The sequence below is a fragment of the Bradyrhizobium nivariense genome (assembly GCF_029846695.2).
Classification (GTDB): Bacteria; Pseudomonadota; Alphaproteobacteria; order Rhizobiales; family Xanthobacteraceae; genus Bradyrhizobium.
Window position 1 is genome coordinate 33,951 of record NZ_JARWCR020000021.1, and the last position, 24,035, is coordinate 57,985.

Genomic DNA, 24,035 nt, shown 5'->3' on the forward strand with positions numbered 1-24,035 from the left:
AGGCGGCCGGCTTCAGGCCGCCATGACTGCATGAGGCACGTGCGACCGGCGGGCGAAGACGTGGCCCTCGAAGATTCGCCGGGCTGTCCGCTGCACCATGGCAACCGGGCCGGGCGCCAGCCGAACCACGAGTTGGCCGGAGGGATGGGCAAGTGTGATCGTCACCGGCGGCGCCAGCAGTCCGACCATCTCTGCGGCGATCGTTCCGGGCGTCACACACGCAGTCGCGATCGCGACAGCGCCGGTCACCGCCAGCGCGCTATGGCAGTCGTGCGGCATGAAGTACCGGGTGTTCAACGTCGCCTCGACCGCGGACGCAATCAGAACCGGTTTCGGAATCACCATTGACGCGGAATCTGGAAAACCCATCCGGCGTCCAGCCTCGATGCGCAAGTTTTCGAGCCGCGCGCGGAAGCCGCCGTCGGCGAAGGCCGAGGGTGCCTCGCGGCCGGTCCATCCCAGATCCGCCGCGCGGACCAGCATGACGGGCATGGCGGCGTCGATGCAGGTCACATCGATCCCTTCGATGCGGTCGACCGGACGTCCTGTCGGCAGCAGGCGACCGGTGCGTGCGCCGGCCGCGTCGGGGAACGACAGTTCGATGGGCGCGGCCGTTCCCGGTACACCGTCGATCCGCGCTTCGCCCTCATAGGTCACCCGTCCTCCGGGAGTGGCAACCGTCGCGTCAATCAGTTTGCCGGTGTTGACATTATGGATGCGCACGTGGGTGCGATCTGCGGCAGCGGCGACCAAGCCGGCTTCGATTGCGAACGGCCCCACCGCCGCCAGCATATTCCCGCAGTTCGGCGAGGTATCGACGCTCCCTTCACGAACCCGCACCTGGGCGAACAGGTAGTCGACATCGGCACCCGCTACCGATGCCGGTCCGACGATCGCGACCTTGTTGATAACGGCGTTGCCACCACCAATGCCGTCGATCCCAAGATCGTGTCCCCCTCCCATGACAGACAGCAGGATCGCATCGCGCAGCCTGGGTTCGGCTGGAAGATCGCTGGCCAGAAAGAACGGCCCGCGCGAGGTTCCCCCGCGCATCACCACACAGGGAATAGCGATCTGATCGTTCATGGGGCTCTTCCTTCGGGCGACATCTTCGCTCGGCCCCACGATCCCGCGATCCCACTCTTTTGTGAAATGCAAAGATTTGATGTATTATTCCGTTTATCAACATAAAGGAGCCCAGCCATGAATGCCGAACTGCTCGACCTCAAGGCGTTCATCACCGTCGCGGAGTTGGGAAGCTTCGTCCGGACTGCCAAGGCGCTGAACCTGTCGCAACCGGCGCTCAGCCGACGCATTCAGAAGCTGGAAGAAAGCCTCGGCGCCCCGTTGCTCGAACGGTCCACGCGCCACGTCAATCTCACCATGACGGGCCGCGACTTCCTGCCGAAGGTGCGCCGCCTCATCGACGAGTTTGAAACCTCGGTGCTCGCCATCCACGATATTGGCGCGCGAAGTTCGGGTTTGGTCTCGGTGGCTGCGGTGCCAACAGCGGTATACTATTTCCTGCCGCGAGCGATCGGCCGGTTCGCCGAAGCATATCCCCGCATTCGCATCCGGATTCTGGACATCGGCGCCAATGAAGGATTGGAAGCGGTAGCGCGCGGGGAAGCCGACTTCGGCATCAATTTCATTGGCGCTTCGCATGCCGAAATTGAATTCGAGAAACTAGTTGAAGACCCTTTCGTCCTGGCCTGCCGCCATGACCATCCATTGGCATCGCGCAAACAGGTGAGTTGGTCGGAGATTGTGCCACACCGTGTCATCACCGTGGGTCGCAACAGCGGCAATCGCGCGTTGATCGACAATGCGATGGCGCGGCACGGCTTACAGCTCAACTGGACCTACGAAGTCGCTCACCTCTCCGGTTCGCTTGGCCTGGTCGAAGCGGGACTGGGCGTCGCTGTGCTACCGAGGCTCGCGACGCCAGCCGCCGGCCATCCGATCATTCACACCATTCGGTTGATCGAGCCGGAGGTGTCGCGGACGATCGGAATCGTGCGCAGGCGCGGGGCGACGCTATCTCCGCATGCCAGCCAGTTTCTCAAAATGCTCCTCGAGGCATGGCGCTCTCCTTTACGGACGGGCGGGCAAGGCAGGTCGCGGCCCCGATCCGCTGAGGCAAGTTCGAATGCTGCTTCGACGGGCCCGAAGCGGAAACGCTGACACATCACCCGCGGAGCGGTGCCAGACTGTTCCCCCTGTCAAACCGGAGCCCCCGGGTCGACACCTGTCTTGTTCTCAAAGGCGTTTTGGATCCGCCGGAGCACCGTGGCGCGGCCAGCCGGTTGCGTTGCGTTCGGTCCTCGCACCGCCTACAACAGCCGGATGTTCCGGCGATCCGGTGTGGCGTGGCGGATGGTCTGGCGAAGCCAGCACGCACAAGGCGAATTGATTGCCGCGAATTGATGCGGCGTTTGGATCGATGCGCGGATTAGGCACCTTTCACAGCCCTCCACCCCACGACCTATGTCTGACAAGAAGCCGCTAGATCGGATAGCGGCCATGCGCTAGTGTTTTATACGACCGGTTAAAAACACCGGCCGCTTGAGGGAGAAAAACGTGAAATCCAAGGTTATTTGCGCAGTATCACTGGCGGTCGCTGCGGCCGGGCTGTTCGCAGCCGCTGCACCCGCATTTGCGCAGCAGAAGACGATTACGGTCTGGTGGGGCAAGGGCTTCTACCGCTCCGAAGACGACGCGCTGCTCGAAACGATCAAGAAGTTCGAAGCCAAGACCGGCATCAAGGTCGAATTGTCGCAGTACGCGATCCAGGACATGATTCCGAAGACGGTCGCCGCGCTCGATGCCGGCACCGTGCCCGATGTCGCCTATTCCGATTCCTATGACGTGCAGGCGCAGGGCAAGTGGGCCTATGAGGGCAAGCTCGAGGACCTCACGGATGTCATGGAGCCGATCAAGGGCCGGTTCGTGCAGAACACGCTGGATGCCTCGATCCTCTATAACGACGTCACCAAGAAGAAGGCCTATTACGGCTTCCCGCTGAAGCAGCAGAGCATGCATGTCGAGATCTGGAGCGACATGCTGGAGAAGGCCGGCTTCAAGCTCGCCGACATCCCGACCGACTGGGAAGGCTACTGGACGTTCTGGTGCGACAAGGTGCAACCGGGGATTCGTAAGGCCACCAGCCAGCGCATCTACGGCGTCGGCCAGCCGATGGGCGTGGAATCCACCGACGCCTTCCAGTCGTTCTACACCTTCATGGACGCCTACCACGTCAAGCTGGTCGACGACGACGGCAAGCTCACGGTCGATGATCCCAAGGTCCGCGAGAACCTGATCAAGGCGCTGAAGGACTACACCGACACCTATATCAAGGGCTGCACGCCGCCATCCTCCACGACCTGGAAGGATCCGGACAACAACGTCGCCTTCCACAACAAGACGATCGTGATGACCCACAACTTCACGATCTCGATCGCGGCGAAATGGTTCGAGGATTCCCAGAACCAGGCACTCACGCCCGAACAGCGCGAGGCCGGCAAGAAGGCCTATGAACAGGACATCGTGACGGCGTCCTTCCCCAAGGCGCCGGATGGTTCGACCATCCGCTACCGCTCCGACGTCAAGACCGGGCTGGTCTTCACCGCGGCCAAGAACAAGGCCGAGGCCAAGCAGTTCATCAGCTTCCTGCTTCAGGAAGAGAACGTCCGCCCCTACATCGAGGGCGCGCTCGGCCGCTGGTTCCCGGTGACGAAGGAAAGCCAGGCCAGCCCGTTCTGGCAGGCCGACAAGCACCGCAAGGCGGTCTACGCCCAGTTCACGGGCGGCACCGCGCCGTTCGACTTCACCAAGAACTGGAAGTTCACGATCCTCAACAACGAGAACGTGTGGGCCAAGGCGATGAACCGGGTGGTGAGCGAGAAGGTTCCGGTCGACAAGGCCGTCGACGAACTGATCGCCCGCATCAAGCAGGTCGCGGGTTAATTCATTCCACCCCTCTCCCCGCTCTGCGGGGGAAGGTATAAGAACAACACCGGCCGCGTTTCGCGGCCGGCAACTCTTTGAAGAGTCCGAAAAGAATGGCGATTACGCTCTCTGGCGATCAGGCAATCCCCGCTCCGCCCTTGTCGTCGCGGCTGACCCCGGCGCAAATCTGGGGCATCGTGCTGCTCGCGCCCTATTTGCTCGTTTTCCTCGCCTTCGTCGTCTACCCCGTCGGTTACGGGCTATGGCTGGCGCGAGCCCCGTCGAATTACGTCGCGCTCTATAACGACCCGATCTTCGCGCGCGCCGCAGTCAACACGCTGATCTTCCTGGTCATCGGCATCAACATCAAGATGGTGATCGCGCTGTTCCTGTCCGGCTTCTTCGCCCAGCAGCGCACCTGGATCAAATGGCTCTCGGTGATCTTCATCCTGCCCTGGGCGGTGCCGTCAATTCCGACCATCCTGTCGGTGCGCTTCATGTTCAACCCCGAATGGGGCATGGTCAACCACCTCATCTTCTCCTTGACCGGCGATGACGGCCCGAACTGGCTGAACGACCCGACGGTCGCCCTGACCATGGCGATCGGCGTCCACATCTGGAAATCGCTGCCGTTCTGGACGCTGATCCTGATGACCGGACGCCTTGCGATCGCGCACGATCTGTTCGAGGCCGCCGAGGTCGACGGCGCGAGCTGGTGGCAGAAGTTCCGTTACATCACCTGGCCGTCGCTGCAGACGCTCTACATCACCTGCACGCTGCTCTCGATGATCTGGACGCTCGGCGACTTCAACAGCGTCTATCTGCTCACCGGCGGCGGCCCGGCCGACCTCACGCACGTGCTGTCGACGCTCGGCATCCGCTATCTCCGGCTCGACCAGCTCTCGCTCGCGATGGCCTCCATCGTCTGCGCGATACCGTTCGTCCTGCCTCTGATGTACTTCATGATGAAACGGTTGTCGCGATGAAGCTTCCCTCTCTCCGTGACGTCGCGACCGAGACGCGGCTGCTCCTGATCGGCATTCCCGTCCTCCTCTGGACGATGATACCGATCTATCACATGTTCCTGTTCGCGATCTCGCCGAAGGAGGACGCGTTCTCGGGCAAGCTGTGGCCGGATCATCCGACGCTGCACAACTTCGAAATCGTGTTCAAGCAGCAGCATTATTTCCTGCGCGACTTCTACGTGCAGTTCTGGAATTCGCTGGTGATCGCGGCGGCCGTCGGCGTGCTGACACTGGTCATCGCGACCGCGGCGGCGTTCTCGATCTCGCGGCTGCGCGTGCCAGGCGGGCGCATCGTGATGAACCTCGCGCTGTTCACTTACTTCATCCCGGCGGCGTTCCTCGCGGTGCCGATGTACCGCACCATGGGCAATTACGGCCTGCTCAACAATCATTGGTCGCTGATCCTGGCGATGGTGACGATCGCCAGCCCTTACGCGATCTGGGTACTCAAGCAGGCCTCCGACAAGCTGCCGGTCGAGCTGGACGAGGCCGCGGTGATGGACGGCGCGACGACCCTCCAGATCTTCCGGCTGGTCTATTTGCCGCTGATGATGCCGTCGCTGGTCGCGATCGGCACCTATGCGGTGCTGCTCGCCTGGAACGAATATCTCTACGCATTCCTGCTGCTCTCGAACGACCGCGAGATCACCCTCCCCGTCGCGCTCGGCAACTTCCTCGCCGCCGACGATTCGCCGTGGGAGCTGTTGATGACGACCGGCTTCATCTACGCGCTGCCGCCGGCCGCGATCTACTACGCCTTCCGCCGCTACATGGTGGGCGGGCTCACCGCGGGTGCGGTGAAGTCCTGACGCAACAGGACGGATCGGGACGCCACAAGCACAGCGATCGAGCAGGCCCGCGGACAATTGTCAGTTGTCCGTGCCTGCTTTAACCTGCGGCCCGCAAAGCCAGCGGGCCGCTCATGCGCAGCAACGACGCACTCCATCTCAGCCTGATGCTCGGCGCGCTCGCCGCGTCCTATCTGGTGCCGTTCGAGCTGTTGCTGCTGGCCTATGTCGTGCTCGGCCCGGCGCACTATTTCACCGAGATTTCGTGGCTGCATGATCGCAGCTACTATCTCCCTCACCGCGGGATCGCGGCCGCGCTCACGATCGTGGCGGTGGTCGCGGCCCTGATCGATAACGCGTCCTGGTTCGGCTTCGCGATGTGGGGCGCGCTGGTCGTCTGCGCCATGCTGGCTGCGACCACCTCGGCGATCGAGAGCATGCTGCTGTTCATGGTGGCGATCGCATTGTCCGCGATCATGTATTCGAGCGGGTCGTCGCTCGCCGTGATCGGCATCCTGATCCCGACGCTCATTCACGTCTGCCTGTTCACGCTGATCTTCATGGTGCTCGGCGCCTACCGATCCGGCAGCCGCGTGCAGGCCGCGCTGGTGGCTGTCTACCTCGTCGCGATCGTCACGATCCTGCTGCTGCCGCCGACTGCCGAAATCCGGGTCGCGAGCTTTGCCCGAGTCGGACAGGACTATTTCGGCAATGTCGGCCCCGCCCTGAGCCGGTTGTTCGGTGTGCCCGGCCTCGTGCTCGACACCAGGCTGACGAGCCTGCTCGCCTTCGTCTACACCTACCACTACCTCAACTGGTTCATCAAAGCCGACGTGATCCGCTGGACCGCGGTGCCGAAGGCCCGGCTCGCCGCAATGGCCGCCGCCAGTGCCGCTTCGACCGCGCTATACTTCTACGATTACGCCTTCGGCTTCACCTTTCTGCTGGCGCTGAGCCTGATCCATATCCTGCTCGAATTCCCGCTCGACAGCCTTGCGCTACGTCAGCTTGGCGCAGCCGTTCAGGGCGGATTGCGCGCGCGGCACGGCGAACGAGCGCCTACAGCGGCGCTGCGCTCTCGCCCTGCGAGCTCGACAGTTTCGAGGCGAGCGAGGCGATCACGATGATGACTGCAATGACCCCGATCACCAGCGTGCAGATGGCGTTGATCTCGGGCTTCACACCAAGCCGCACCTCTGAATAGATCCGGATCGGCAGCGTCGCCGAGCCCGGGCCGGTGGTGAAGCTCGCGATAACGAGATCGTCCAGCGACAGCGTGAAGGCGAGCATCCAGCCCGCGACGATCGCGGGCGCGATCAGCGGCAGCGTCACGGCGACGAACGCGCGCACCGGATTGCAGCCGAGGTCCATCGCCGCCTCCTCCAGCGAGCGATCGAGCGAGCCGAGGCGGGACTGCACGACGACCGCGACGAAACACATCGTCAGCGTGGTGTGCGCGATCGTCACGGTCCAGAAGCCGCGCTCGGCGTTCAGCGCCACGAACAACAACAGCAGCGACAATCCGGTGATCACCTCCGGCATCACCAGCGGCGCATAGAGCATGCCGGAGAACAGGGTGCGGCCGCGGAACTTCTCGCCGCGCGACAGCGCCACCGCGGCGAGCGTGCCGAGCAAGGTCGCAATGGTCGCCGAGGAGACCGCGACCCGCAGGCTCATCCAGGCCGCCTCGATCATGGCGCGGTCGCCAAAGAACTCGTGATACCAGCGCAACGACCAGCCGCCCCACACCGTCACCAGCCGCGAGGCGTTGAAGGAATAGATGACGAGGATCAGGATCGGCAGATAGAGGAACGCCAGACCCAGCGCGAGCGAGGCGATGTTGAAGCGGGACAGGCGGGAGACCTTGCGCATCGTCTCACCGCCCCTGTTCCAGCTGCCGCTTCTGAAGCCGTTCGTACAGCAGCAGCGGCACCAGCAGCACCACCAGCAGCACGATGGCCGCGGCGGAGGCGACCGGCCAGTCCTTGTTGGTGAAGAATTCGAGCCACAGCGTCTGGCCGACCATCAGCGAATTGGAGCCGGCCAGGAGATCCGGAATGACGAACTCGCCGACGATGGGGATGAAGCACAGCAGCACGCCGGCACCGACGCCGGGGAGCGACAGCGGGAAGGTGACGAGCCAGAACACCTGCCACGGCGGCGCACCGAGATCTGAGGCGGCCTCCTCCAGTACCGGCTCCATTTTCGCGAGCGTGGCGAAGAGCGGCAGGATCATGAACGGCAGATAGGAATAGACGATGCCGATATACATCGCGCTGTCGGTGGAGAGCCACACCACCGGCTGGCTGACCAGATGCAGCGCCAGCAGGAATTGGTTGAGCAGACCGTCATGCTGGAGGATGTTGATCCAGGCATAGATCCGGATCAGGAACGAGGTCCAGAACGGCACGATCACCAGCACCATCGCCACCGCCTGCCAGCGCGCCGGCAGCCGCGCCATGCCGTAGGCGATGGGATAGCCGATCAGGAGCAACAGCGCGGTCGCGGTGGCGGCGACGGTGAGGCTACGCACATAGGCGAACACGTAGATGTCGTCGGAGGCGAGCAGCCTGAAATTGTCGAGCGAGAGCGCGGCAAAGGCGGCTTTCAGCGCCTCCCATCCTGCCGTCGGATCGAACACCGGCTCGTAAGGCGGCTGCGCGATCGCCGTCTGCGACAGGCTGATCTTCAGCACGAAGCCGAACGGCACCAGGAAGAACAGCACCATCCAGACATAGGGCGCGATGGCGGCAAGGCGAGCCGGTCGCGCAAAAATGCGGCGCGCGCTCATGACGACAGCACCACGCAGTCATCGGGCGTGAACCAGGCGACGACATGCTGGTTCAGGCTGTAGGCATCGACGTCGAGGCGCGCGCTGTTGGCGACTGCAGCCTGCATCATCCCGCCGGCGTCGAGCTTCACCTTGTAAGTGGTGGTGCCGCCGAGATAGCAGATGTCCGCGATCACGCCGTCCAGACTGTTGATCGCCACCACAGGGCCGATCTCGCCCACCGGGCCGCGGCGGGACAGCTTCACCTTTTCGGGGCGAATGGCCACCGACAAACGGCCCTCGCCGACCCGTTCCCGCGGCTCGGCGACCACCAGCGTGCCCGCACCATGCGTGGCGATCACCAGGCGATGACCGTCGCGCAGCTTGAACTCGCCGTCGAACACATTGACGTCGCCGACGAACTCCGCGATCCAGCGCGAGCGTGGCGCCTCGTAGAGCTCGCGGGGACTCGCGACCTGCGCGAGCTTGCCGTCCCTCATCACGCCGATCCGGCTCGCCATCGTCATGGCCTCTTCCTGGTCGTGGGTGACGATGATGAAGGTCATGCCGAGCCGGCGCTGAAGCTCCATCAGCTCGCCTTGGGTGCTTTCGCGCAGCTTCTTGTCCAGCGCCGCGAGCGGCTCATCGAGCAGGAGGAGCTGCGGGCGTCGCGCCAGTGCGCGCGCCAGCGCCACGCGCTGGCGCTGACCGCCCGAGAGCTGATCGGGCTTGCGCTTCTCGAGTCCGTCGAGCTTCACCAGCGCGACCATCTCCGCCACACGCGTGGCGATGTCGGCGCGCGCCATGCCGGCGCGCTTCAGGCCGAAGGCGATGTTGTCGCGCACAGACAGATGCGGAAACAGCGCGTAGTTCTGGAACATCATGTTGATCGGCCGCTCATGCGGTAGCGCCTGCGCGATGTCCTTGCCGCCGAGCAGGATGCGCCCTTCATCGGGCGCTTCGAAACCGGCGAGCATGCGCAGCAGCGTGGTCTTGCCGCAGCCGCTGGGCCCGAGCAGCGCAAAAAACTCGCCGGCCTTGATGTCGAGCGAGACGCCGTCCACGGCCCGGAACGTCCCGAACGTCTTGGCGACGCCCTCGATGCGCAGCAGCGGCACGCCGGCCGCGGACTGCGTCTCTCCGACCGCATCCGCAGCAGCGTCTGTTCCGGGCAACTCGTCAGTCATGGTCCCTGCCAACCCCAATCCCGCCGCACGCTAGCGGCCGAACGCCCCTAGCTCAACCGGCTCGAGGCGGTTCGTTCACATCGCATTGGCCATGAACGCAGCCAGCGCATCACGCTCCGCCGCAGGCATCGTCAGGCCGAGCTTGGAGCGGCGCCACAGGATGTCCTCGGGAAAACGCGCCCATTCGTGGGTCATGAGATAGCGCACCTCGGCACCTGTCAGCTCGGGGCCGAAGGCGGGGCCGAGTTCGTCGCGGCTCTTCGCTTCTCCGAGCACCGATGGCAGCCGTGAGCCATAGGCCGCGACGAGGCGCTGGGCCTGCGTCTCCCCGAGAAAGCGCCAGCGGTCGCGCGCGAGATCCACCTCGGTATCGAAACGATCCCAGGCAAAATCTCCGCCCGGCAGCGCCGCACCTGCGGTCCAGGGCGGCGACATCGGATAGAACGGCGTCAACTTCGTCACCGCACGCTCCGCGCGCAGGCGCGAGGTGGTGACGTCGCCGCCGAACATCGTGATCAGCGGCGCCTTGCGGCGGCGCGCGTGGAACAGCGTCGTGCCGTCGCGCCGGCGCGCGGACGCCAGCGTCAGGTTGACGCCGGAGACCGCGCGCACCACGTCGGTGGGGGCGACACGCTCGCGGAAATAGCGGCTGGCCGCTTCGCAGAGATAGCCGACGTCGGCCCCCGGCATCGCGACGATCGCGGGATCGCCGATGAAATCGCGCGTGATCGTGCCGATCAGCGTGAAGTCGCGCTCGAAGGGGCTCGCGAAGATCAGCCGGCCATCGCTGTTCTGGAAGACGTAGACGTTATCGGAATAGAACAGCCGCGGGACGATGATCTGGCTCATCTGCATCGCCGCCATGGCGGGTTGCGGCTGCCGCAGCACGGTCTCCGCGACCATCGAGGTCCAGCCGCCGGTGGCGTTGGCCAGCGCTCGAGCGGTGATTGTGCGGCGATGGCCGCGGTCGACCACCGCGAGCCGCCACGTGTCGGTTCGATCGGCGCGCACGCAGCGCGCTCCAGTCCGAATCGCGGCGCCGCGCTCGGCCGCATCCAGTGCCGTGAGCGCCACCAGGCGGGAATCGTCGACGACGCAATCCGAATATTCGAAGGCCGTGCCGAACGGTCGTTTCAGGGCGTTGCCGACCGGATGATGCGTGATGTCGAGGGTCACCGTTGCAGGCAGGCCGCTCTGGCTGGCGAGGCTGTCGTAAAGGAACAGGCCGGCGCGCAGCAGCCATGGCGGCCGCTCGTCGGAATGCGCCGGGATCACGAAGCGCATCGGCCGGACCAGATGCGGCGCGATCCGGAGCCAGGTCCGGCGCTCGGCGAGCGCCCGGCGCACCCGCCGGAAGCCGCGCCGTTCCAGCACGGTCAGATCGCCGTGGATCAGCCGCGGCGTCGCCGACGACGCCGCGGCGCCGAGATCGCCCTGCTCCAACAGGATGACCCGCAGGCCGCGGCCGGCCGCATCGCGCGCGAGGCTGACACCGTTCAGACCGCCGCCGATGATCGCAAGATCGTAATCCGCCATGAAGCCGTCGAATGGGAGCGAAACGCTCGCCATCTCTAGAGCCATTTCCGTTCCGATGAAATCGGAACGGGGCTCTGGATTCCAGTTTGGCGCGTTTTCTTGACGCGAACCGGCATCCACTTCGCTCGAAAACGCTCTCTAGCCGGTCTTGAGCGCAAGCTCTATGACTTCGGCGCGGCCGACGAGGCCGGCATATTTCCCGATCGGCAGGGGCTTGCCGAGCAGATAGCCCTGCACGCCGTCACAGCCTTCCTCGGCGAGGAAGGCGAGCTGCTCGAGCGTCTCGACGCCCTCGGCGACGATCGACATTTCCAGGCCATGGCCGAGATCGATCACCGCGCGCACGATCGCCGCCGATTGCGGGTTGCGACCGAGATTGATGATGAAGGCGCGGTCGATCTTGATCTTGTCGAACGGGAACGCCTGGAGATAGCTCAGCGAGGAATAACCGCTGCCAAAATCGTCCATGGAGATGCGTACGCCGAGCGCCTTCAGCCGGCGCAGCAGCGCGAGACCGCGATCAAAGTCCTCGATCAGCACGCCCTCGGTGATCTCGAGCTCGAGCCGGCCGGGTGCGAGGCCCGTCTCGATCAGGATGGAATGGACGAGGCCGACCACGTCGCCGTGCATGAACTGCGCCGGCGACAGATTGACCGCGACCTGGAGCGGCTTCGGCCAGGACGCCGCCTCGCGGCACGCTTCGCGCAGGATCCACTCGCCCATCTCGACGATCAGGCCGCTTTCCTCCGCGATCGGGATGAATTCGGCCGGGGAGACCTGGCCGCGCACCGGATGCTGCCAGCGCGCCAGTGCCTCGAAGCCGATGATCTCGCTCTCGGCAACGCTGTGGCCCGTGGCCCCCTGCGGCTGAAAGGCGAGCGAAAGCTCGCCGTTCTTGATCGCCATCGAGAGGTCCTGATGCAGCACGCGGCGATCGCGGATCTGCTGGTCCATCTCCGGCTGGAACAGGCTGATCGTTCCGCGCGATTTCTGCTTGGCGCGAAACAGCGCCGCGCCGGCGTTGGCGAGCAGCGAGGCGCCGTCGGCGCCGTTGTGCGGGAAGATCGACATGCCGGTGGTGACACCGGCTCGGACCGGTCGGCCGTCGATCTGGAATTCCTCGGCGACGGCATCACCGATTTGCTGCGCCAGCGCGAGACCTGTCTCCGGCTGTTTGCCATCGATGATCAGGCCGAACTCGTCGCCGGACAGGCGCGCCACCACGCCGCCGCGCGCGGAGTCCTGGAGCCGCTGGGCCACCTCGACCAGGAGCTTGTCGCCGAGCGCATGGCCGAAGACGTCGTTGACCTCCTTGAGGCCGTCGAGGTCGACGCACAGAACCGCGAACTCCTCGCGGGTGCCTTCGCAGGCCTCGATCATCTGGGTCAACGCCTGCAGGAAAGCGGCACGGTTCGGCAAATCTGTGAGGCCGTCGTGATAGGCCATGTGCGCCATGCGCGACTCGGTCTGCCGGCGGTCGGTGACGTCCTCGTGGGTCTTGATCAGATATTGCGGCTCGCCGGCATCGCTCAGCACGGTGGCGCGGCGGGTGAGGAACAGTCGCAGGCCGTCTTTGGTCGAGATCGGATGCTCTTCGGTGATCATCCCACGCTTCTTGATCGCGGCCTCGTCGCGCGCGATGATCAGCTTGGCTTCCTTGGGATTGAAGATGTCGGACGCGGTCAGGCCCGTGGCTTCCTCGCGCCTGCGGTTGAGGATCGTCTCCGCGCTGCGGTTGGCGAGCAGATAGCGGCCGTCCTTGACCTGCTCGACGATCAGGGCCACCGGGATGTTGTCGACCACAAGCTCGAGGAATTTCTTGGTGCTCTCCAGCTCCTTCGACAGCGAGCGACGGTCGGTGATGTCCTCGAACACGAGCATCAGGAATTCGGGCTTGTTGCTCTCGTCGCGGACCACGATCCGGATCGAGGCGACCATGCGCCGCTCACCGGCGCGCTCGACCTCGAATTCATTGCGGAACTGGCCGTCCGGCGAATTGAGCGCCGCCCGGTCGGTCGCCTCGATGCTGTCCGCCGAGACGGGCGCAAACAGCTCGCGCGCGTTCTTGCCGACGACATGGTCGCGCGAGAAGCCCCAGAAGCGCTCATAGGCGCTGTTGGCGAAGATGTAGCGGCCATCCTCGATGTTCTTCGCGGCCACGCAGGCCGGCACGTTGTCCAGCACCGTTTCCAGGAACTGCTTGGTGGAGGCGAGCTGTCGCGACAGTCTGCGCTGCTCGCTGACGTCCAGATGCGTCGCCACCGAGCCGCCGTTGGGCAGCACGAAATATTTCACCAGGATGGCCCGCCCGTCCGGCAGTTCGGTGATCAAACCGTTGGGGCTTGCCGCCTTCTCGTAGAACTCATCGTTGGAGGCGCCGCCAAGCACCCCGCGCTTGCGTCGCAGCTCGAGGAGCTCGTAGCCGTTCATGTTGGCCCAGAGATCCGACCGCGCCAGGCCGTAAATCTCGATATAGCGGTCGTTGCAGAAGATGATGCGCCGCTGCACATCCGTCATCACCACGCCCTGGTTGAGATTGTTCATGGCGGAGGAGACGAAGGCATTGCGCCGCAACTGCAGGCGCCTGGTCCGGCGCAGCGAGGAATGGATCCACAGCGCAATCGCGGCGAGGAACGAGCAGATGACGACGCCCGCGATCAGGGCTTCCCAGATCACGTTGGGATTGAGCTCGCCGAGATAGCTTGGAGGGGCGAGGCTGTCAGAGAGGGCAAAGGCGCGCGCAGGCGCGACCGCTGCGGCCAGGCACACGACGGCCTGCACCGCAATCGGAAGCGTGCTGCCCACGTGCCAATTATTCTCAGCCATCAGCCACCCGCGATTTCAACGTCGGATTGTCTGGCCTCGCGGGTTTGGATCGGGTAAACGCCTGTACGCACAACGGAAAAATGTGACGTCGAATACGGCAATTGCCCTGACATGATAAATGCTTCCTTAACGGAAAATGCCCCCGCGCCGTCGTTCCCAGGCCTGATGCAACTATCGCTTCCGGCGAATATCTCGCACAACCATGGATAGGGTCGACTGCGTCGTCATCGGAGCCGGCGTGGTCGGGCTCGCGGTGGCTCGAAAGCTGGCGCAGTCCGGGCGCGAGGTGATCGTGCTCGAGGAAGCCGGGGCCATCGGCACCATCACCTCCTCGCGCAACAGCGAGGTGATCCATGCCGGAATCTACTACCGCGCCGGGAGCTGGATGGCGCGCATGTGCGTCGACGGCAAGCATGCACTCTACCGCTACTGTTCCGAGCGCGGCATCCCGCACAGGAATTGCGGCAAGCTGATCGTCGCGACCAATCCGAAAGAGACCGAGAAGCTGCAATCGATCAAGTCGCATGCCGAGGCCAATGGCGTGCTCGACATGCGGCTGCTCACGGGCGAGGCGGCATGTGCGCTGGAGCCGGCGCTCGCCTGCGACGCCGCGCTGCTGTCGCCGTCGACCGGTATCATCGACAGCCATGCCTACATGCTCTCGCTGCGCGGTGAAGCCGAGGAAGCGGGTGCGGCTTTCGCGTTTCACACCCCGCTGATCCGCGCCAAGGCGACCGCCGGCGTCATCGAGATCGAGGCCGGCGGCGAAGCGCCGATGACGCTGCAATGCAGCCTCCTCGTCAACGCCGCGGGGCTCTCGGCGACGACGGTGGCGCGCAACATCGACGGCATGCCGCTGGACCGGATTCCGCCGGCCTACCTCGCCAAGGGAAACTACTTCAGCTGCAATGCCAGGGCGCCGTTCTCGCGCCTGATCTATCCGGTGCCCGAGCCCGGCGGGCTAGGGGTGCATCTGACGCTGGACATGGCAGGGCAGGCACGTTTCGGCCCTGACGTCGAGTGGATCGAGACGATCGACTACGAGGTCGACCCGTCACGCGCCGAGCGATTCTACCCGGCGATCCGCAAATACTGGCCGACGCTGCCTGACGGCGCGCTCATGCCGAGCTATTCGGGCATCCGCCCGAAGATCGTGCCGCCGGCGGTGGCCACACAGGATTTTTTGATGCAGGGCCCGCGTGATCACGGCGTCGAAGGCCTGATCAATCTGTTCGGCATCGAGTCGCCCGGACTGACGTCATCGCTCGCAATCGCGGATCACGTCGCCGAGCTCGCAGGGCTCCAGGTCCCGCGCAATGATGATTCCGCGGCGCGCACCTTGCCGCAAGGATGAGCGCAAAGGCTCCTGTCCCTGCGGAAAGGGTACAATCAACTCTACGCTGTTACGGGGGTTACTAGTGGAGCGTGTCGCCGTGCCTCAGACGCTCGATCTGGTCCTTGACCATCAACTTCCGGCGCTTCAACTCAACAATTTGCAGGTCGTCTGTTGAAAGGTGCACGAGAGCGTCGTGCAATTCGTTTTCCAGAATTTTGTGCTTCCGCTCCAATTCAACCAGATGTGCCTGAATTGTCATTCGAAACCTCCTCGGTAGGGCTGAACCTCAGGATTCGATCCGGACAAGGAAGTCTACATCACCGATTCGTTCTGTCGATGGGTATCCGTCGTCGCAGCGTCATTTTTGAAAATTCATATGTAACGAAGCGTGAGTAAGGGAACCACGCGGGAAAAATCCATGATATCAACGCGCTTGCGCAGTGCCGTCGAGCCGCAGAAAATATGTCGCGGGAGATCGGCGAGCGACGGTCGCAGATCGCTTGCGATCACGCCGCGCAAGGACGATAATTTCCACAGGGCATCCACAGCCTTAATGTCACGCCTATCGGTTTTTCGGCCACCGCAAACATGACCAATGAAGACGAGCGCGAACTCGAATCCGAGCTCGCCCGGTTGCAGCAGGAACACCGAGATCTCGATGCGGCGATCGATGCACTGCATCAATCGCCAGCCCCCGACCTATTGCGGTTACAGCGGTTGAAGAAACGCAAGCTGTTGTTGCGTGACCGTATCGCGTTCATCGAAGACCAGATCACGCCCGACATCATCGCCTGATCCACAGGGGAGAGCTTTACGGCGGTCCGCCGCGCATGAATCCGCTTGACTCGAAAGGAACAAAATAAGAACATTTGGGCACCCCACGCCCCCGGGAAAACGCCCAAGGAAAACGCAGATGTCGGCAACCGCCCTTCTCGACAACAGCCATTATGAACAAGCCTGCGATCAGGCAATCGCGATGTGCGACGGCAATCTGCGCAGCACCATCAAGGCGCTGATCATGGCCAATGAGTATCTGGAGGCCGAGCTCGAGGAATTGCAGGCGGCGATTTCCGCAGGCTGCATTCCGGAGACCTCGCGCAGCAAGATGCGGAGCAAGAGCAGCGCCGCCTGAGCTATCAGCTATCGGAGCCGACCATGTCCGATGTCACCTATTACGTTGCATTACCCTTCCTGACCGACGACGACGGATCGCCGGTCGCAGGTGCGGCCGAGGAATGCCAGACCTCGGCGGCCGCGTTACGGCGCGCCGAGATTATGTCGCACGGCGCCGGCCACATCGGCGCGGTCGCGTTCAGCCGCAGCGGCGATCCCATGACCGGCGAATTCGGTGACGCCAAACTGCTGCGCAGCTTCGGCAATGTACCGGAAGACCTCGGCACGCTTTAAAATCAGCTGCTGACGAGCCTGATGCGCGGCTCGTGCCGCCGGTGCGCCTTGCGCACATACATGGCGGCATCGGCCTCCTCCAGGGCGCGAGCGGCGTCGGACTGCGCCCCCAGCAGTGCGACGCCGGCGGAGGCGCCCGCGCTCACGTGCTGGCCGAGAAACACGAAGGACAGTTCGTCGATGGCCTGCTCGAAGGCCGCGGCCTTCGCCTTGGCGTCGGTCTCGCTGAGATTCCAGAGCAGCAGCGCGAACTCGTCGCCGCCGAGCCGGCCGACCACGTCCGAGGCGCGGACCTGCCGCGCCAGCGTGGTGGCAATCGCCTTCAGCACCTCGTCGCCGGCGGCATGGCCGAAGGAATCGTTGATCGGCTTCAGCCGGTCGACATCGAGCACGATCAGCGCGCCGCTGGCGCGGTAGCGCTTCATGTAGGCGACGGCGCGCGCGAGCTCGCGTTCGAAACCGCGCCGGTTCGGAATCTCGAGCAGGAAGTCGGTGTCGGCGGCCGCCTCGAGTTCCGCGACGCGCCGCAGCGCCCCCTTGAGCTTGTTCCGCAGGTCGCGGATGGTGGTGGTGACCTTGACGGTCGCGTTGGCGGCGGCATCGGCTGACGCTTCGCGCCGCGACGGTCCGGTCGGACGCCTGGCCGGTCGCTTGGGGGCAGCTTTGGAGCGGCTGGCGCTGGTCTTCGGGCCCTTTTTGGCCTTCGCATCGCTCGCCCTTTTTGGTTTCTTCATAGGCATCCTGCTCAATGAAGGCTTGCGGGGATTCACCAAGACAGGATAGTGCATTCCCTTCTCCTTGCCACCGCCTTGCGAGCCGCCGGCCGGAACCATTAATCTGGCCTATCTTTCTGTTTTTCGAGCACAATTGACGTCATGACCGCGCCGATCGCCATCATTATGGGAAGCCAGTCGGACTGGGACACGATGCGGCATGCCGCCGACACGCTTGCAGCGCTCGGCGTTGCCGCGGACACCCGCATCGTTTCGGCACACCGCACCCCCGACCGGCTGTTTACGTTCGCCAAGGGCGCCAAGACGGCCGGTTACAAGGTCATCATCGCCGGCGCGGGTGGCGCTGCGCACCTGCCTGGCATGGCGGCGGCGCTGACGGAACTGCCGGTGTTCGGTGTCCCCGTCGAATCCAGGACGCTCAAGGGCATCGATTCGCTCTATTCGATCGTCCAGATGCCCGCGGGCATCCCGGTCGGCACCCTCGCCATCGGCAAGGCCGGCGCGATCAACGCGGCGCTGCTGGCGGCTGCCGTGCTGGCCTTGTCCGACCCGGCCTTGTCCGATCGCTTGGCCGCCTGGCGCAAAGCGCAGACCGAGGCGGTTGCCGAGCGCCCGGAGGATAAGGCGTGACTGACGCAAAGCAGGTGAAGCTGAAGCCCGGCGACACCATCGGAATCCTCGGCGGCGGACAATTAGGGCGGATGCTGGCCATGGCGGCGGCACGGCTCGGTCTGCGCTGCCAGGTGTTCTCGCCCGATCCGGATTCGCCGGCCTTCGACGTCGTCCTGAATGCGACCTGCGCCGAATATGCCGACGTCGAAGCGCTCGAGCTGTTCGCCAACGACGTCGACGTCATCACCTACGAATTCGAGAACGTGCCGTCCGCGGCCGCGATGGTGCTGGATGCCCGCCGCCCCGTGCTGCCCAACCGCAAGATCCTCGAGACCACCCAGGACCGGCTCGCCGAGAAGGATTTCGTGATGCGGCTCGGCATCGGCACCGCAGCCTATGCCGACGTCACCTCGGTCTCGTCGTTGCGCGAGGCAATCGCCAGGATCGGCCTTCCGGCGGTGCTGAAGACCCGCCGCTTCGGCTATGACGGCAAGGGCCAGGCCATCATCCGCGAGGGCGACGACATCGCGAAAGTGTGGACCAGTCTCGCCACCAAATCGGCGATCCTGGAAGCCTTCGTGTCGTACGAGCGCGAGATTTCCGTGATCGCCGCCCGCTCGGCCACAGGCCAGGTCGAGTGTTTCGACGTCACCGAAAACGAGCACCGCGACCACATCCTGAAAATATCTCGTGCGCCCGCCCAAATCCCGGACATGCTCGCCGAGGAAGCGCGCAGCATCGCCGGCAAGATCGCGAGCGCACTTGATTATGTCGGCGTGCTCGCCGTCGAGATGTTCGTGCTTGCCAACGGCACCGGACCGAAGGTGCTAGTCAACGAGATCGCTCCGCGTGTGCACAATTCCGGACACTGGACGCTCGACGGTGCGTCCGTCTCGCAGTTCGAGCAGCACATCCGCGCCATTGCCGGCTGGCCTCTCGGCAAACCCGTGCGCCACGGCGAGGTCGTCACCATGACCAATCTGATTGGCGACGAGATCAATGACTTTGACAAGTGGCTGAGCGTGCCGGGCGCGACCGTGCACATCTACGGCAAGGGCGCACCGCGCCCCGGCCGCAAGATGGGCCACGTCACCGAAGTCAGGCCGACGAAAGACAAGTGACGGGACCGCAGCAAATGCTGCGATCCTGCTTTGCGACCCGAGCCGTTTCCGTTCCGATGGAATCGGGACGGGCTCCAGATTTTTCTTTTGACGCGTTTTCTTGACGCGAACCGGTCTCCACTTCGCTCGAAAACGCGCTAAATTAGGCCGTCTTCGCGCCCGCGACGACGCCGGTGGGCTCCTCGCTGAGCCAACGATAGATCACCCCGCCCAGCGCGCCGCCGATCAATGGCGCGACCCAGAACAGCCAGAGCTGCGCTGTTGCCCAGCCGCCGACGAACAGCGCGGGGCCCGTGCTGCGCGCCGGGTTCACCGAGGTGTTGGTGACGGGGATGCTGACGAGATGGATCATCACCAGCGCGAGCCCGATCGCCAGCGGCGCAAAGCCCGCGGGCGCACGGCCATGGGTGGCGCCCATGATGATGAACAGGAACATCATGGTCATCACCACCTCGGTGAGGAAGCACACGATCATGCCGTACTGGCCGGGCGAATGGGCGTCGTAACCGTTGGACGCGAAGCCTTTGCTGACGTCGAAGCCGGGAGCTCCACTTGCGATGACGTAGAGAAGCCCCGCGGCCACGATCGCGCCGGCCACCTGCGCGATCACATAGGGCAGGATCTGTCCGGCCGGAAAACGCCCGCCGGCAGCAAGACCGACGGTGACAGCCGGGTTGAGATGGCAGCCGGAGATGTGGCCGATCGCATAGGCCATCGTGACCACGCTCAACCCGAATGCCAGGGAAACACCGACCAGACCGATACCAACCTGCGGAAAGCCGGCTGCGATCACCGCACTCCCGCAACCTGCGAATGTGAGCCAAAAGGTACCGATAGCCTCGGCCGCGTATTTTTTTGTATCCATGTGTCGTCCCCTACTTTCAAAAGATTCCGGAGCAAAGCTCCGGAAACGGCCCCACCCTGGGCGTCAAATCTCCCAAATCGGGGCCGCACAATGGTATTCTGCCTCATTTAATGGCTGAACTTGGCCCGAAAATCCGGTTGGCCGGTGGACATCCCCGGTTTTGTCTGATACATCCGCGCCCTCAAGGTTAAGGGCTTGTGCGTTTCGCCATCCCCTTTGACTTACCAGAATTCAAATCCGATCCACTGAAGAGGATGCCGCGTGCAGGTTCTCGTTCGCGATAATAATGTCGATCAAGCCCTCAAGGCGCTGAAGAAGAAGATGCAGCGCGAGGGTATTTTCCGCGAGATGAAGCTCCGCGGTCATTACGAGAAGCCCTCCGAGAAGAAGGCCCGCGAAAAGGCTGAAGCCGTGCGCCGCGCGCGCAAGCTGGCCCGCAAGAAGCTCCAGCGCGAAGGCCTGCTGCCGATGAAGCCGAAGCCGGTGTTCGGGGCTGGCCCCGGCGGAGATCGTGGCGGTCGTGGCGGCCCGGGTGCTGGCGCCGGTGCAGGTGCTGGTCCGCGCGGACCGCGCTGATTTTGCTGGAATTGCACGACTGAGTTTTCAATGACGCGGGCCCCGGGCCCGCGTTATTAGTTTGTAGCGGTGCCTTTTCTGGGACGGGGCACTACAGATGCGGCACCAACGCGCGAGCGAACCGTAGATGGCCTCCCCTTTCCCCGAGCGCGGCGTGGCGCGGCTAAGCCAGATCTGGCAGCTGCTCGTGCTGGCTTTGATGGGGATTGCGCTGTGCGGCTGCTCCTTCGATCTGGGCTCGCTGATGCCGGAGAAGGAGAAGCCGCAGGAGGCGCCCAAGGCGGCCGCCGCCACGGAGAGCGCGGTCAGCGCCGGCAACGTCAGCGAAGCCCAGGCCCATACGGCAAAGGCACAGGCCCTGGCAAAGTCCGGCGAGACGGCGGCTGCGCTCGATGAGTTCAACCACGCGGTCGGGCTCGATCCCTACAATGCGCAGGCGCTCTATGGCCGCGCCCTGATCTACCAGGGCAAGAACCAGCACGACTTTGCGATCGCCGATTTCAGCGCCGCGAGCGGACTCAACCCGCAGAAGGTCGAGCCGCTGCTCGGCCGCGCCATCAGCTATCTCGCCCTCGGCAAGGTCAAGGAGGCCGCGGCCGATCTGGATGAGGCTTCCGAAGCCGATCCGCACAATGCCCAAGTCTGGACCACGCGCGGACAAGCCTATGAACGGCTGGGCGACAGGACCAAGGCGGCGGCGTCGTACACCAAGGCGGTCTCGCTTCGTCCACGCGACGACGCCGCCCGCAGCGGCCTCGCCCGGGTCGGCGGCTGACGATCCCGGCGCAGCACGGGCGCAGTCTTAATCCGGGGTGACGCTCTTCGGCAGAACGGAATGGAACATGGACTTGACGCCCGACAGCATGTCGTCGGCGACATTGGTCTTCGGCCGCGGCATGGATGCGCCGGCATCGGCGCGCAGATCGAGCGGGGGTGCGATCACGGGGACCGGTATGTCAGCCGGCGGCGTCAGCCGATTCGGGTTCTCGTTGCCGACCGAGGCCGTGTAGGGCGGGCTCACCTGCGACGAGCCGCCATTGCCATAGGCCTCGGATGCAGGCGTCGAGACCGTGATCGGCGGCGGCAACGGACGCACCGTTGAAGGATCCACGGGGACGATACGCGGGGCCTCCGGGGTGCGGGCGGCTTCGCGCACCGAAGGCTCCTGGGTCCTCTCGGGCGACTTGCTCTCGGAAGACTTGGTGTCGGAAGACTTGGTGTCGGAAGACTTGGTGTCGGCCGATTTGGCCTCAGCCGCTTTGCCCTCAGGCGACTTGCGCAGGCGCTCTATCGCGGCGCGCACGAGATCGTTGGCGTCGGGGGTTGCGGCCGGAGCGGCAGCTGGCGCCGAATTGGCCTCCACCACCGGGGCGGGAGTGGGCGCAGTGACGGCCGGGGTGGACTTGGCGACCGCCTTCTCGCGCGCGGACGGCTTGCCGCGTGGGGCGGCCTCGGCCGGTGCCACGTCCGCAGTCGCCTTGTCAGAAGTCTTGTCGGAAGTCTTGTCGGAAGTCTTGGGCTCAGCGCTCGGCTGATCGGCAGTCTTCTCGGCCGCCGGCTTGTCCGTCACGCTCTTCTCGGAGATGCCCTTGGCCTTGACGCCGGGCACGGGGAGGTTGGCCACATCGGCGGGCTTGCCGTTCTTGCCAGCCTGGGCAGGCGCCATCACGGCCGCGGGCGCATCCGCCGCCGGCTTGGCGTTGATGTAATGATTAACAATGTACGCCCCGATGATCGTTGCGAGCACCGAGGGGAAGATGTCCATCGAGATTTTAGCGATGTATTTCAGCATTCCGGCCACTCCCCGCGCGATCTGATGCGGGAACTTTGAGGCATAGTGAGGGATCAACTGCGACGGATCAATGGCAAAGGGTAACGCCGGACTTACGGCTTCAGCTCGATCTCAAGGAACACGATCTCGGTTGCGGTTTCGTTAAGCACGTCGTGCTGGACGCCGGCCTTGCGAAAGTAGGATTTTCCGGCCGCAAGCTGGGCCTTGGACCGCTCGCCATTGGGCGCCACGATGGTCATTTCCCCCGCGACGACGGGAACAATGACGTAGTCCATGCCGTGAGTGTGATGCCCGGTGGCGCTGTTTGGAGCGAGCCGCCACTCGGTCACCCGAACCTGCTCATTGTCGACCTGAACCTCGGACTTGGCGGCAAGCATCGGAACTCTCCTGGGCATCATTCGGAAAACCGGTTCAGGGCACGAAAACCATGAACACGTAGACGGCAAATACCACCATATGGACCAGCCCGAACAGGACATTGGTCCTACCTGTACCGAAGGTCAGCATGCTCAGGAAGAAGGTCAGAAGCAAAAGCACGCTGCCCTGGCCGCTGAGGCCGAGCTCGAGCTCCTTGTCGAGCGCGTAGGTGGCGACGCCGACGGCCGGGATGGTCAGCCCGATCGTCGCCAGCGACGATCCGAGCGCGAGATTGATGCTCTTCTGGAGGTCGTTCTTGCGGGCCGCCGAGACCGCTGCGACGCCTTCCGGCAGCAGGATCAGGAGCGCGACCAGAAGTCCGGCAAAGGCAGGCGGCGCGCCGATCCTGGCCGCAACGGCATCGACCACCAGCGAGAATTTCTTGGACAGCAGCACGACCGCCAGCAGCGCAATCAGCAGCAGCACGACGCTGAGCACCAAGGTCCGGCCCGACAGATGCGCCTCGCCGCTCCCGCCGTCCGCCCGTTCGTGGACGAAGTAATCCTTGTGCAGGACGGTCTGGGTGTAGAGAAACACCCCGTACAGCGCGAGCGTGACCACGTCGACGAAGCCGAGCTGAACCGCCGAATAGACCGGGCCCGGCGTGGTGGTCGTGTAGTTCGGCATGATCAGGGTGATGGTCGCGAGCGCGAACAGCACGCTGAGATAGACGTTGGCCCCCGAGAGCTGAAAGCCCTGCTCGCGATAGCGCAGGCCGCCGATGAAGATGCAGAGCCCGACGAGGCCATTGCAGACGATCATGACCACGGCGAACACGGTGTCGCGCGCCAGTGCCGGGGCAGGCTTGTCGCCCAGCATGATCGTGGTGATCAGCGCCACCTCGATGATGGTCACCGAGAGCGTCAGCACCAGCGTGCCATAGGGTTCGCCGACCCGTTCGGCGATCACTTCGGCATGATGAACCGCGGCGAACACCGTGCCGAACAGGATGACCAGGAGCACGAGGGCGAAGACGAGCCCGCCGAACGACAGCGTGAACACGTAGCCCGTCACGCTGACGGCTGCGAACAACAGCACGGCCAGCGCCGGAAAGACCCAGGCCGACCGAGGCATCGGATTATGCGCGCTCATCCA

25 protein-coding genes are annotated in these 24,035 nt (G+C 64.3%); 13 read left to right on the plus strand and 12 right to left on the minus strand.

Going from position 1 to position 24,035, the window contains the following annotated elements:
* Positions 1–12: 12 nt before the first annotated feature.
* Positions 13–1,086: a 4-oxalomesaconate tautomerase gene (locus QCM77_RS19025; RefSeq protein WP_279659226.1), complete on the minus strand. Its 1,074-nt coding sequence runs from the start codon at positions 1,084–1,086 to the stop codon at positions 13–15.
* Positions 1,087–1,203: 117 nt separating this feature from the next.
* Here QCM77_RS19025 and QCM77_RS19030 point away from each other — a divergent pair, with 117 nt between their 5' ends.
* The 5 genes from QCM77_RS19030 (at position 1,204) to QCM77_RS19050 (ending at position 6,888) form a co-directional block, all read left to right on the plus strand.
* Positions 1,204–2,184, plus strand: a complete 981-nt coding sequence (locus tag QCM77_RS19030; RefSeq protein WP_279684298.1) for a LysR family transcriptional regulator — start codon at positions 1,204–1,206, stop codon at positions 2,182–2,184.
* Positions 2,185–2,580: 396 nt separating this feature from the next.
* A complete protein-coding gene (locus tag QCM77_RS19035) occupies positions 2,581–3,966 on the plus strand; it encodes an ABC transporter substrate-binding protein (protein ID WP_279684299.1) in 1,386 nt (461 codons plus the stop codon).
* A 95-nt stretch (positions 3,967–4,061) separates the two neighbouring features.
* Positions 4,062–4,934, plus strand: coding sequence for a carbohydrate ABC transporter permease (locus QCM77_RS19040; protein WP_279684300.1), 873 nt, complete (start codon positions 4,062–4,064; stop codon positions 4,932–4,934).
* The gene (locus tag QCM77_RS19045; protein ID WP_279659222.1) at positions 4,931–5,782 is read left to right on the plus strand and encodes a carbohydrate ABC transporter permease; all 852 of its coding nucleotides are present in this window, start codon (positions 4,931–4,933) and stop codon (positions 5,780–5,782) included. Before QCM77_RS19040 ends, QCM77_RS19045 begins: the two co-directional genes overlap by 4 nt.
* Positions 5,783–5,895: 113 nt before the next feature.
* The gene (locus QCM77_RS19050; protein ID WP_279684301.1) at positions 5,896–6,888 is read left to right on the plus strand and encodes a hypothetical protein; all 993 of its coding nucleotides are present in this window, start codon (positions 5,896–5,898) and stop codon (positions 6,886–6,888) included.
* Here the strand turns inward: QCM77_RS19050 and QCM77_RS19055 are convergent.
* The 5 genes from QCM77_RS19055 to QCM77_RS19075 all read right to left on the minus strand — a co-directional run bounded on the left by QCM77_RS19055 (position 6,821) and on the right by QCM77_RS19075 (position 14,080).
* Positions 6,821–7,633, minus strand: a complete 813-nt coding sequence (locus QCM77_RS19055; protein WP_279684302.1) for an ABC transporter permease — start codon at positions 7,631–7,633, stop codon at positions 6,821–6,823. The two genes, QCM77_RS19050 and QCM77_RS19055, sit on opposite strands and share 68 nt — an antisense overlap.
* Before the next feature lie 4 nt (positions 7,634–7,637).
* Complete coding sequence (locus QCM77_RS19060; RefSeq protein WP_279684303.1) at positions 7,638–8,552, minus strand: ABC transporter permease; 915 nt, start codon at positions 8,550–8,552, stop codon at positions 7,638–7,640.
* Entirely contained in the window at positions 8,549–9,718 is a 1,170-nt protein-coding gene (locus tag QCM77_RS19065) for an ABC transporter ATP-binding protein (protein ID WP_279684304.1), read from the minus strand. Before QCM77_RS19065 ends, QCM77_RS19060 begins: the two co-directional genes overlap by 4 nt.
* 75 nt (positions 9,719–9,793) lie before the next feature.
* Positions 9,794–11,254 carry a glycerol-3-phosphate dehydrogenase gene (locus tag QCM77_RS19070; protein ID WP_279659586.1) on the minus strand — a complete coding sequence of 487 codons (1,461 nt, stop codon included), beginning with the start codon at positions 11,252–11,254 and terminating at the stop codon, positions 9,794–9,796.
* Between the two features lie 138 nt (positions 11,255–11,392).
* Positions 11,393–14,080 (minus strand): sensor domain-containing protein, encoded by a 2,688-nt coding sequence (locus QCM77_RS19075; protein WP_279684305.1) that lies wholly within the window; start codon positions 14,078–14,080, stop codon positions 11,393–11,395.
* Between the two features lie 202 nt (positions 14,081–14,282).
* On the opposite strand from QCM77_RS19075, the gene QCM77_RS19080 reads away from it, so the two are divergent.
* Positions 14,283–15,434 (plus strand): NAD(P)/FAD-dependent oxidoreductase, encoded by a 1,152-nt coding sequence (locus QCM77_RS19080; RefSeq protein ID WP_279659216.1) that lies wholly within the window; start codon positions 14,283–14,285, stop codon positions 15,432–15,434.
* A gap of 61 nt (positions 15,435–15,495) precedes the next feature.
* On the opposite strand, the gene QCM77_RS19085 is transcribed toward QCM77_RS19080, so the two are convergent.
* Positions 15,496–15,675 carry a YdcH family protein gene (locus QCM77_RS19085; RefSeq protein WP_094976903.1) on the minus strand — a complete coding sequence of 60 codons (180 nt, stop codon included), beginning with the start codon at positions 15,673–15,675 and terminating at the stop codon, positions 15,496–15,498.
* A 329-nt stretch (positions 15,676–16,004) separates the two neighbouring features.
* Here QCM77_RS19085 and QCM77_RS19090 point away from each other — a divergent pair, with 329 nt between their 5' ends.
* From QCM77_RS19090 to QCM77_RS19100, 3 genes are all read left to right on the plus strand, one after another.
* Complete coding sequence (locus tag QCM77_RS19090) at positions 16,005–16,211, plus strand: YdcH family protein (RefSeq protein ID WP_247319678.1); 207 nt, start codon at positions 16,005–16,007, stop codon at positions 16,209–16,211.
* Positions 16,212–16,329: 118 nt separating this feature from the next.
* Entirely contained in the window at positions 16,330–16,548 is a 219-nt protein-coding gene (locus QCM77_RS19095) for a hypothetical protein (protein WP_007596256.1), read from the plus strand.
* A gap of 23 nt (positions 16,549–16,571) precedes the next feature.
* Positions 16,572–16,823 carry a hypothetical protein gene (locus tag QCM77_RS19100; protein WP_279659215.1) on the plus strand — a complete coding sequence of 84 codons (252 nt, stop codon included), beginning with the start codon at positions 16,572–16,574 and terminating at the stop codon, positions 16,821–16,823.
* Between the two features lie 2 nt (positions 16,824–16,825).
* Here QCM77_RS19100 and QCM77_RS19105 read toward each other — a convergent pair whose 3' ends face one another.
* On the minus strand, positions 16,826–17,557 hold the full coding sequence (locus tag QCM77_RS19105; protein WP_279659214.1) for a GGDEF domain-containing protein: 732 nt from the start codon (positions 17,555–17,557) through the stop codon (positions 16,826–16,828).
* 141 nt (positions 17,558–17,698) lie between these two features.
* Between QCM77_RS19105 and purE the strand changes: the two genes are divergently transcribed.
* The gene (gene purE, locus QCM77_RS19110; RefSeq protein WP_106941995.1) at positions 17,699–18,187 is read left to right on the plus strand and encodes a 5-(carboxyamino)imidazole ribonucleotide mutase; all 489 of its coding nucleotides are present in this window, start codon (positions 17,699–17,701) and stop codon (positions 18,185–18,187) included.
* A complete protein-coding gene (locus QCM77_RS19115) occupies positions 18,184–19,290 on the plus strand; it encodes a 5-(carboxyamino)imidazole ribonucleotide synthase (protein ID WP_279659213.1) in 1,107 nt (368 codons plus the stop codon). Before purE ends, QCM77_RS19115 begins: the two co-directional genes overlap by 4 nt.
* A 142-nt stretch (positions 19,291–19,432) precedes the next feature.
* Here QCM77_RS19115 and aqpZ read toward each other — a convergent pair whose 3' ends face one another.
* The gene (gene aqpZ / locus QCM77_RS19120) at positions 19,433–20,155 is read right to left on the minus strand and encodes an aquaporin Z (RefSeq protein WP_279659212.1); all 723 of its coding nucleotides are present in this window, start codon (positions 20,153–20,155) and stop codon (positions 19,433–19,435) included.
* A 261-nt stretch (positions 20,156–20,416) separates the two neighbouring features.
* Here aqpZ and rpsU point away from each other — a divergent pair, with 261 nt between their 5' ends.
* Together rpsU and QCM77_RS19130 are read left to right on the plus strand one after the other, a co-directional pair.
* Complete coding sequence (gene rpsU / locus QCM77_RS19125) at positions 20,417–20,731, plus strand: 30S ribosomal protein S21 (protein ID WP_092034617.1); 315 nt, start codon at positions 20,417–20,419, stop codon at positions 20,729–20,731.
* 127 nt (positions 20,732–20,858) lie between these two features.
* Positions 20,859–21,506, plus strand: a complete 648-nt coding sequence (locus QCM77_RS19130) for a tetratricopeptide repeat protein (RefSeq protein WP_279659211.1) — start codon at positions 20,859–20,861, stop codon at positions 21,504–21,506.
* A 27-nt stretch (positions 21,507–21,533) separates the two neighbouring features.
* On the opposite strand, the gene QCM77_RS19135 is transcribed toward QCM77_RS19130, so the two are convergent.
* The 3 genes from QCM77_RS19135 to QCM77_RS19145 all read right to left on the minus strand — a co-directional run bounded on the left by QCM77_RS19135 (position 21,534) and on the right by QCM77_RS19145 (position 24,032).
* Entirely contained in the window at positions 21,534–22,523 is a 990-nt protein-coding gene (locus QCM77_RS19135) for a hypothetical protein (RefSeq protein WP_279684306.1), read from the minus strand.
* 92 nt (positions 22,524–22,615) lie between these two features.
* Positions 22,616–22,900: a cupin domain-containing protein gene (locus QCM77_RS19140; protein ID WP_247447506.1), complete on the minus strand. Its 285-nt coding sequence runs from the start codon at positions 22,898–22,900 to the stop codon at positions 22,616–22,618.
* A 34-nt stretch (positions 22,901–22,934) separates the two neighbouring features.
* On the minus strand, positions 22,935–24,032 hold the full coding sequence (locus tag QCM77_RS19145; protein ID WP_279659209.1) for a calcium:cation antiporter: 1,098 nt from the start codon (positions 24,030–24,032) through the stop codon (positions 22,935–22,937).
* Between the last annotated feature and the right edge of the window lie 3 nt (positions 24,033–24,035).

Bases quoted from the DNA above. Each gene is read 5' to 3' on its own strand.
- QCM77_RS19025 (WP_279659226.1), bottom strand. From the start codon at position 1,086: ATGAACGATCAGATCGCTATTCCCTGTGTGGTGATGCGCGGGGGAACC.
- QCM77_RS19030 (WP_279684298.1), top strand. From the start codon at position 1,204: ATGAATGCCGAACTGCTCGACCTCAAGGCGTTCATCACCGTCGCGGAG.
- QCM77_RS19040 (WP_279684300.1), top strand. From the start codon at position 4,062: ATGGCGATTACGCTCTCTGGCGATCAGGCAATCCCCGCTCCGCCCTTG.
- QCM77_RS19045 (WP_279659222.1), top strand. From the start codon at position 4,931: ATGAAGCTTCCCTCTCTCCGTGACGTCGCGACCGAGACGCGGCTGCTC.
- QCM77_RS19050 (WP_279684301.1), top strand. From the start codon at position 5,896: ATGCGCAGCAACGACGCACTCCATCTCAGCCTGATGCTCGGCGCGCTC.
- QCM77_RS19055 (WP_279684302.1), bottom strand. From the start codon at position 7,633: ATGCGCAAGGTCTCCCGCCTGTCCCGCTTCAACATCGCCTCGCTCGCG.
- QCM77_RS19060 (WP_279684303.1), bottom strand. From the start codon at position 8,552: ATGAGCGCGCGCCGCATTTTTGCGCGACCGGCTCGCCTTGCCGCCATC.
- QCM77_RS19065 (WP_279684304.1), bottom strand. From the start codon at position 9,718: ATGACTGACGAGTTGCCCGGAACAGACGCTGCTGCGGATGCGGTCGGA.
- QCM77_RS19070 (WP_279659586.1), bottom strand. From the start codon at position 11,254: ATGGCGGATTACGATCTTGCGATCATCGGCGGCGGTCTGAACGGTGTC.
- QCM77_RS19075 (WP_279684305.1), bottom strand. From the start codon at position 14,080: ATGGCTGAGAATAATTGGCACGTGGGCAGCACGCTTCCGATTGCGGTG.
- QCM77_RS19080 (WP_279659216.1), top strand. From the start codon at position 14,283: ATGGATAGGGTCGACTGCGTCGTCATCGGAGCCGGCGTGGTCGGGCTC.
- QCM77_RS19085 (WP_094976903.1), bottom strand. From the start codon at position 15,675: ATGACAATTCAGGCACATCTGGTTGAATTGGAGCGGAAGCACAAAATT.
- QCM77_RS19090 (WP_247319678.1), top strand. From the start codon at position 16,005: ATGACCAATGAAGACGAGCGCGAACTCGAATCCGAGCTCGCCCGGTTG.
- QCM77_RS19095 (WP_007596256.1), top strand. From the start codon at position 16,330: ATGTCGGCAACCGCCCTTCTCGACAACAGCCATTATGAACAAGCCTGC.
- QCM77_RS19100 (WP_279659215.1), top strand. From the start codon at position 16,572: ATGTCCGATGTCACCTATTACGTTGCATTACCCTTCCTGACCGACGAC.
- QCM77_RS19105 (WP_279659214.1), bottom strand. From the start codon at position 17,557: ATGAAGAAACCAAAAAGGGCGAGCGATGCGAAGGCCAAAAAGGGCCCG.
- purE (WP_106941995.1), top strand. From the start codon at position 17,699: ATGACCGCGCCGATCGCCATCATTATGGGAAGCCAGTCGGACTGGGAC.
- aqpZ (WP_279659212.1), bottom strand. From the start codon at position 20,155: ATGGATACAAAAAAATACGCGGCCGAGGCTATCGGTACCTTTTGGCTC.
- QCM77_RS19130 (WP_279659211.1), top strand. From the start codon at position 20,859: ATGGCCTCCCCTTTCCCCGAGCGCGGCGTGGCGCGGCTAAGCCAGATC.
- QCM77_RS19135 (WP_279684306.1), bottom strand. From the start codon at position 22,523: ATGCTGAAATACATCGCTAAAATCTCGATGGACATCTTCCCCTCGGTG.
- QCM77_RS19140 (WP_247447506.1), bottom strand. From the start codon at position 22,900: ATGCTTGCCGCCAAGTCCGAGGTTCAGGTCGACAATGAGCAGGTTCGG.
- QCM77_RS19145 (WP_279659209.1), bottom strand. From the start codon at position 24,032: ATGAGCGCGCATAATCCGATGCCTCGGTCGGCCTGGGTCTTTCCGGCG.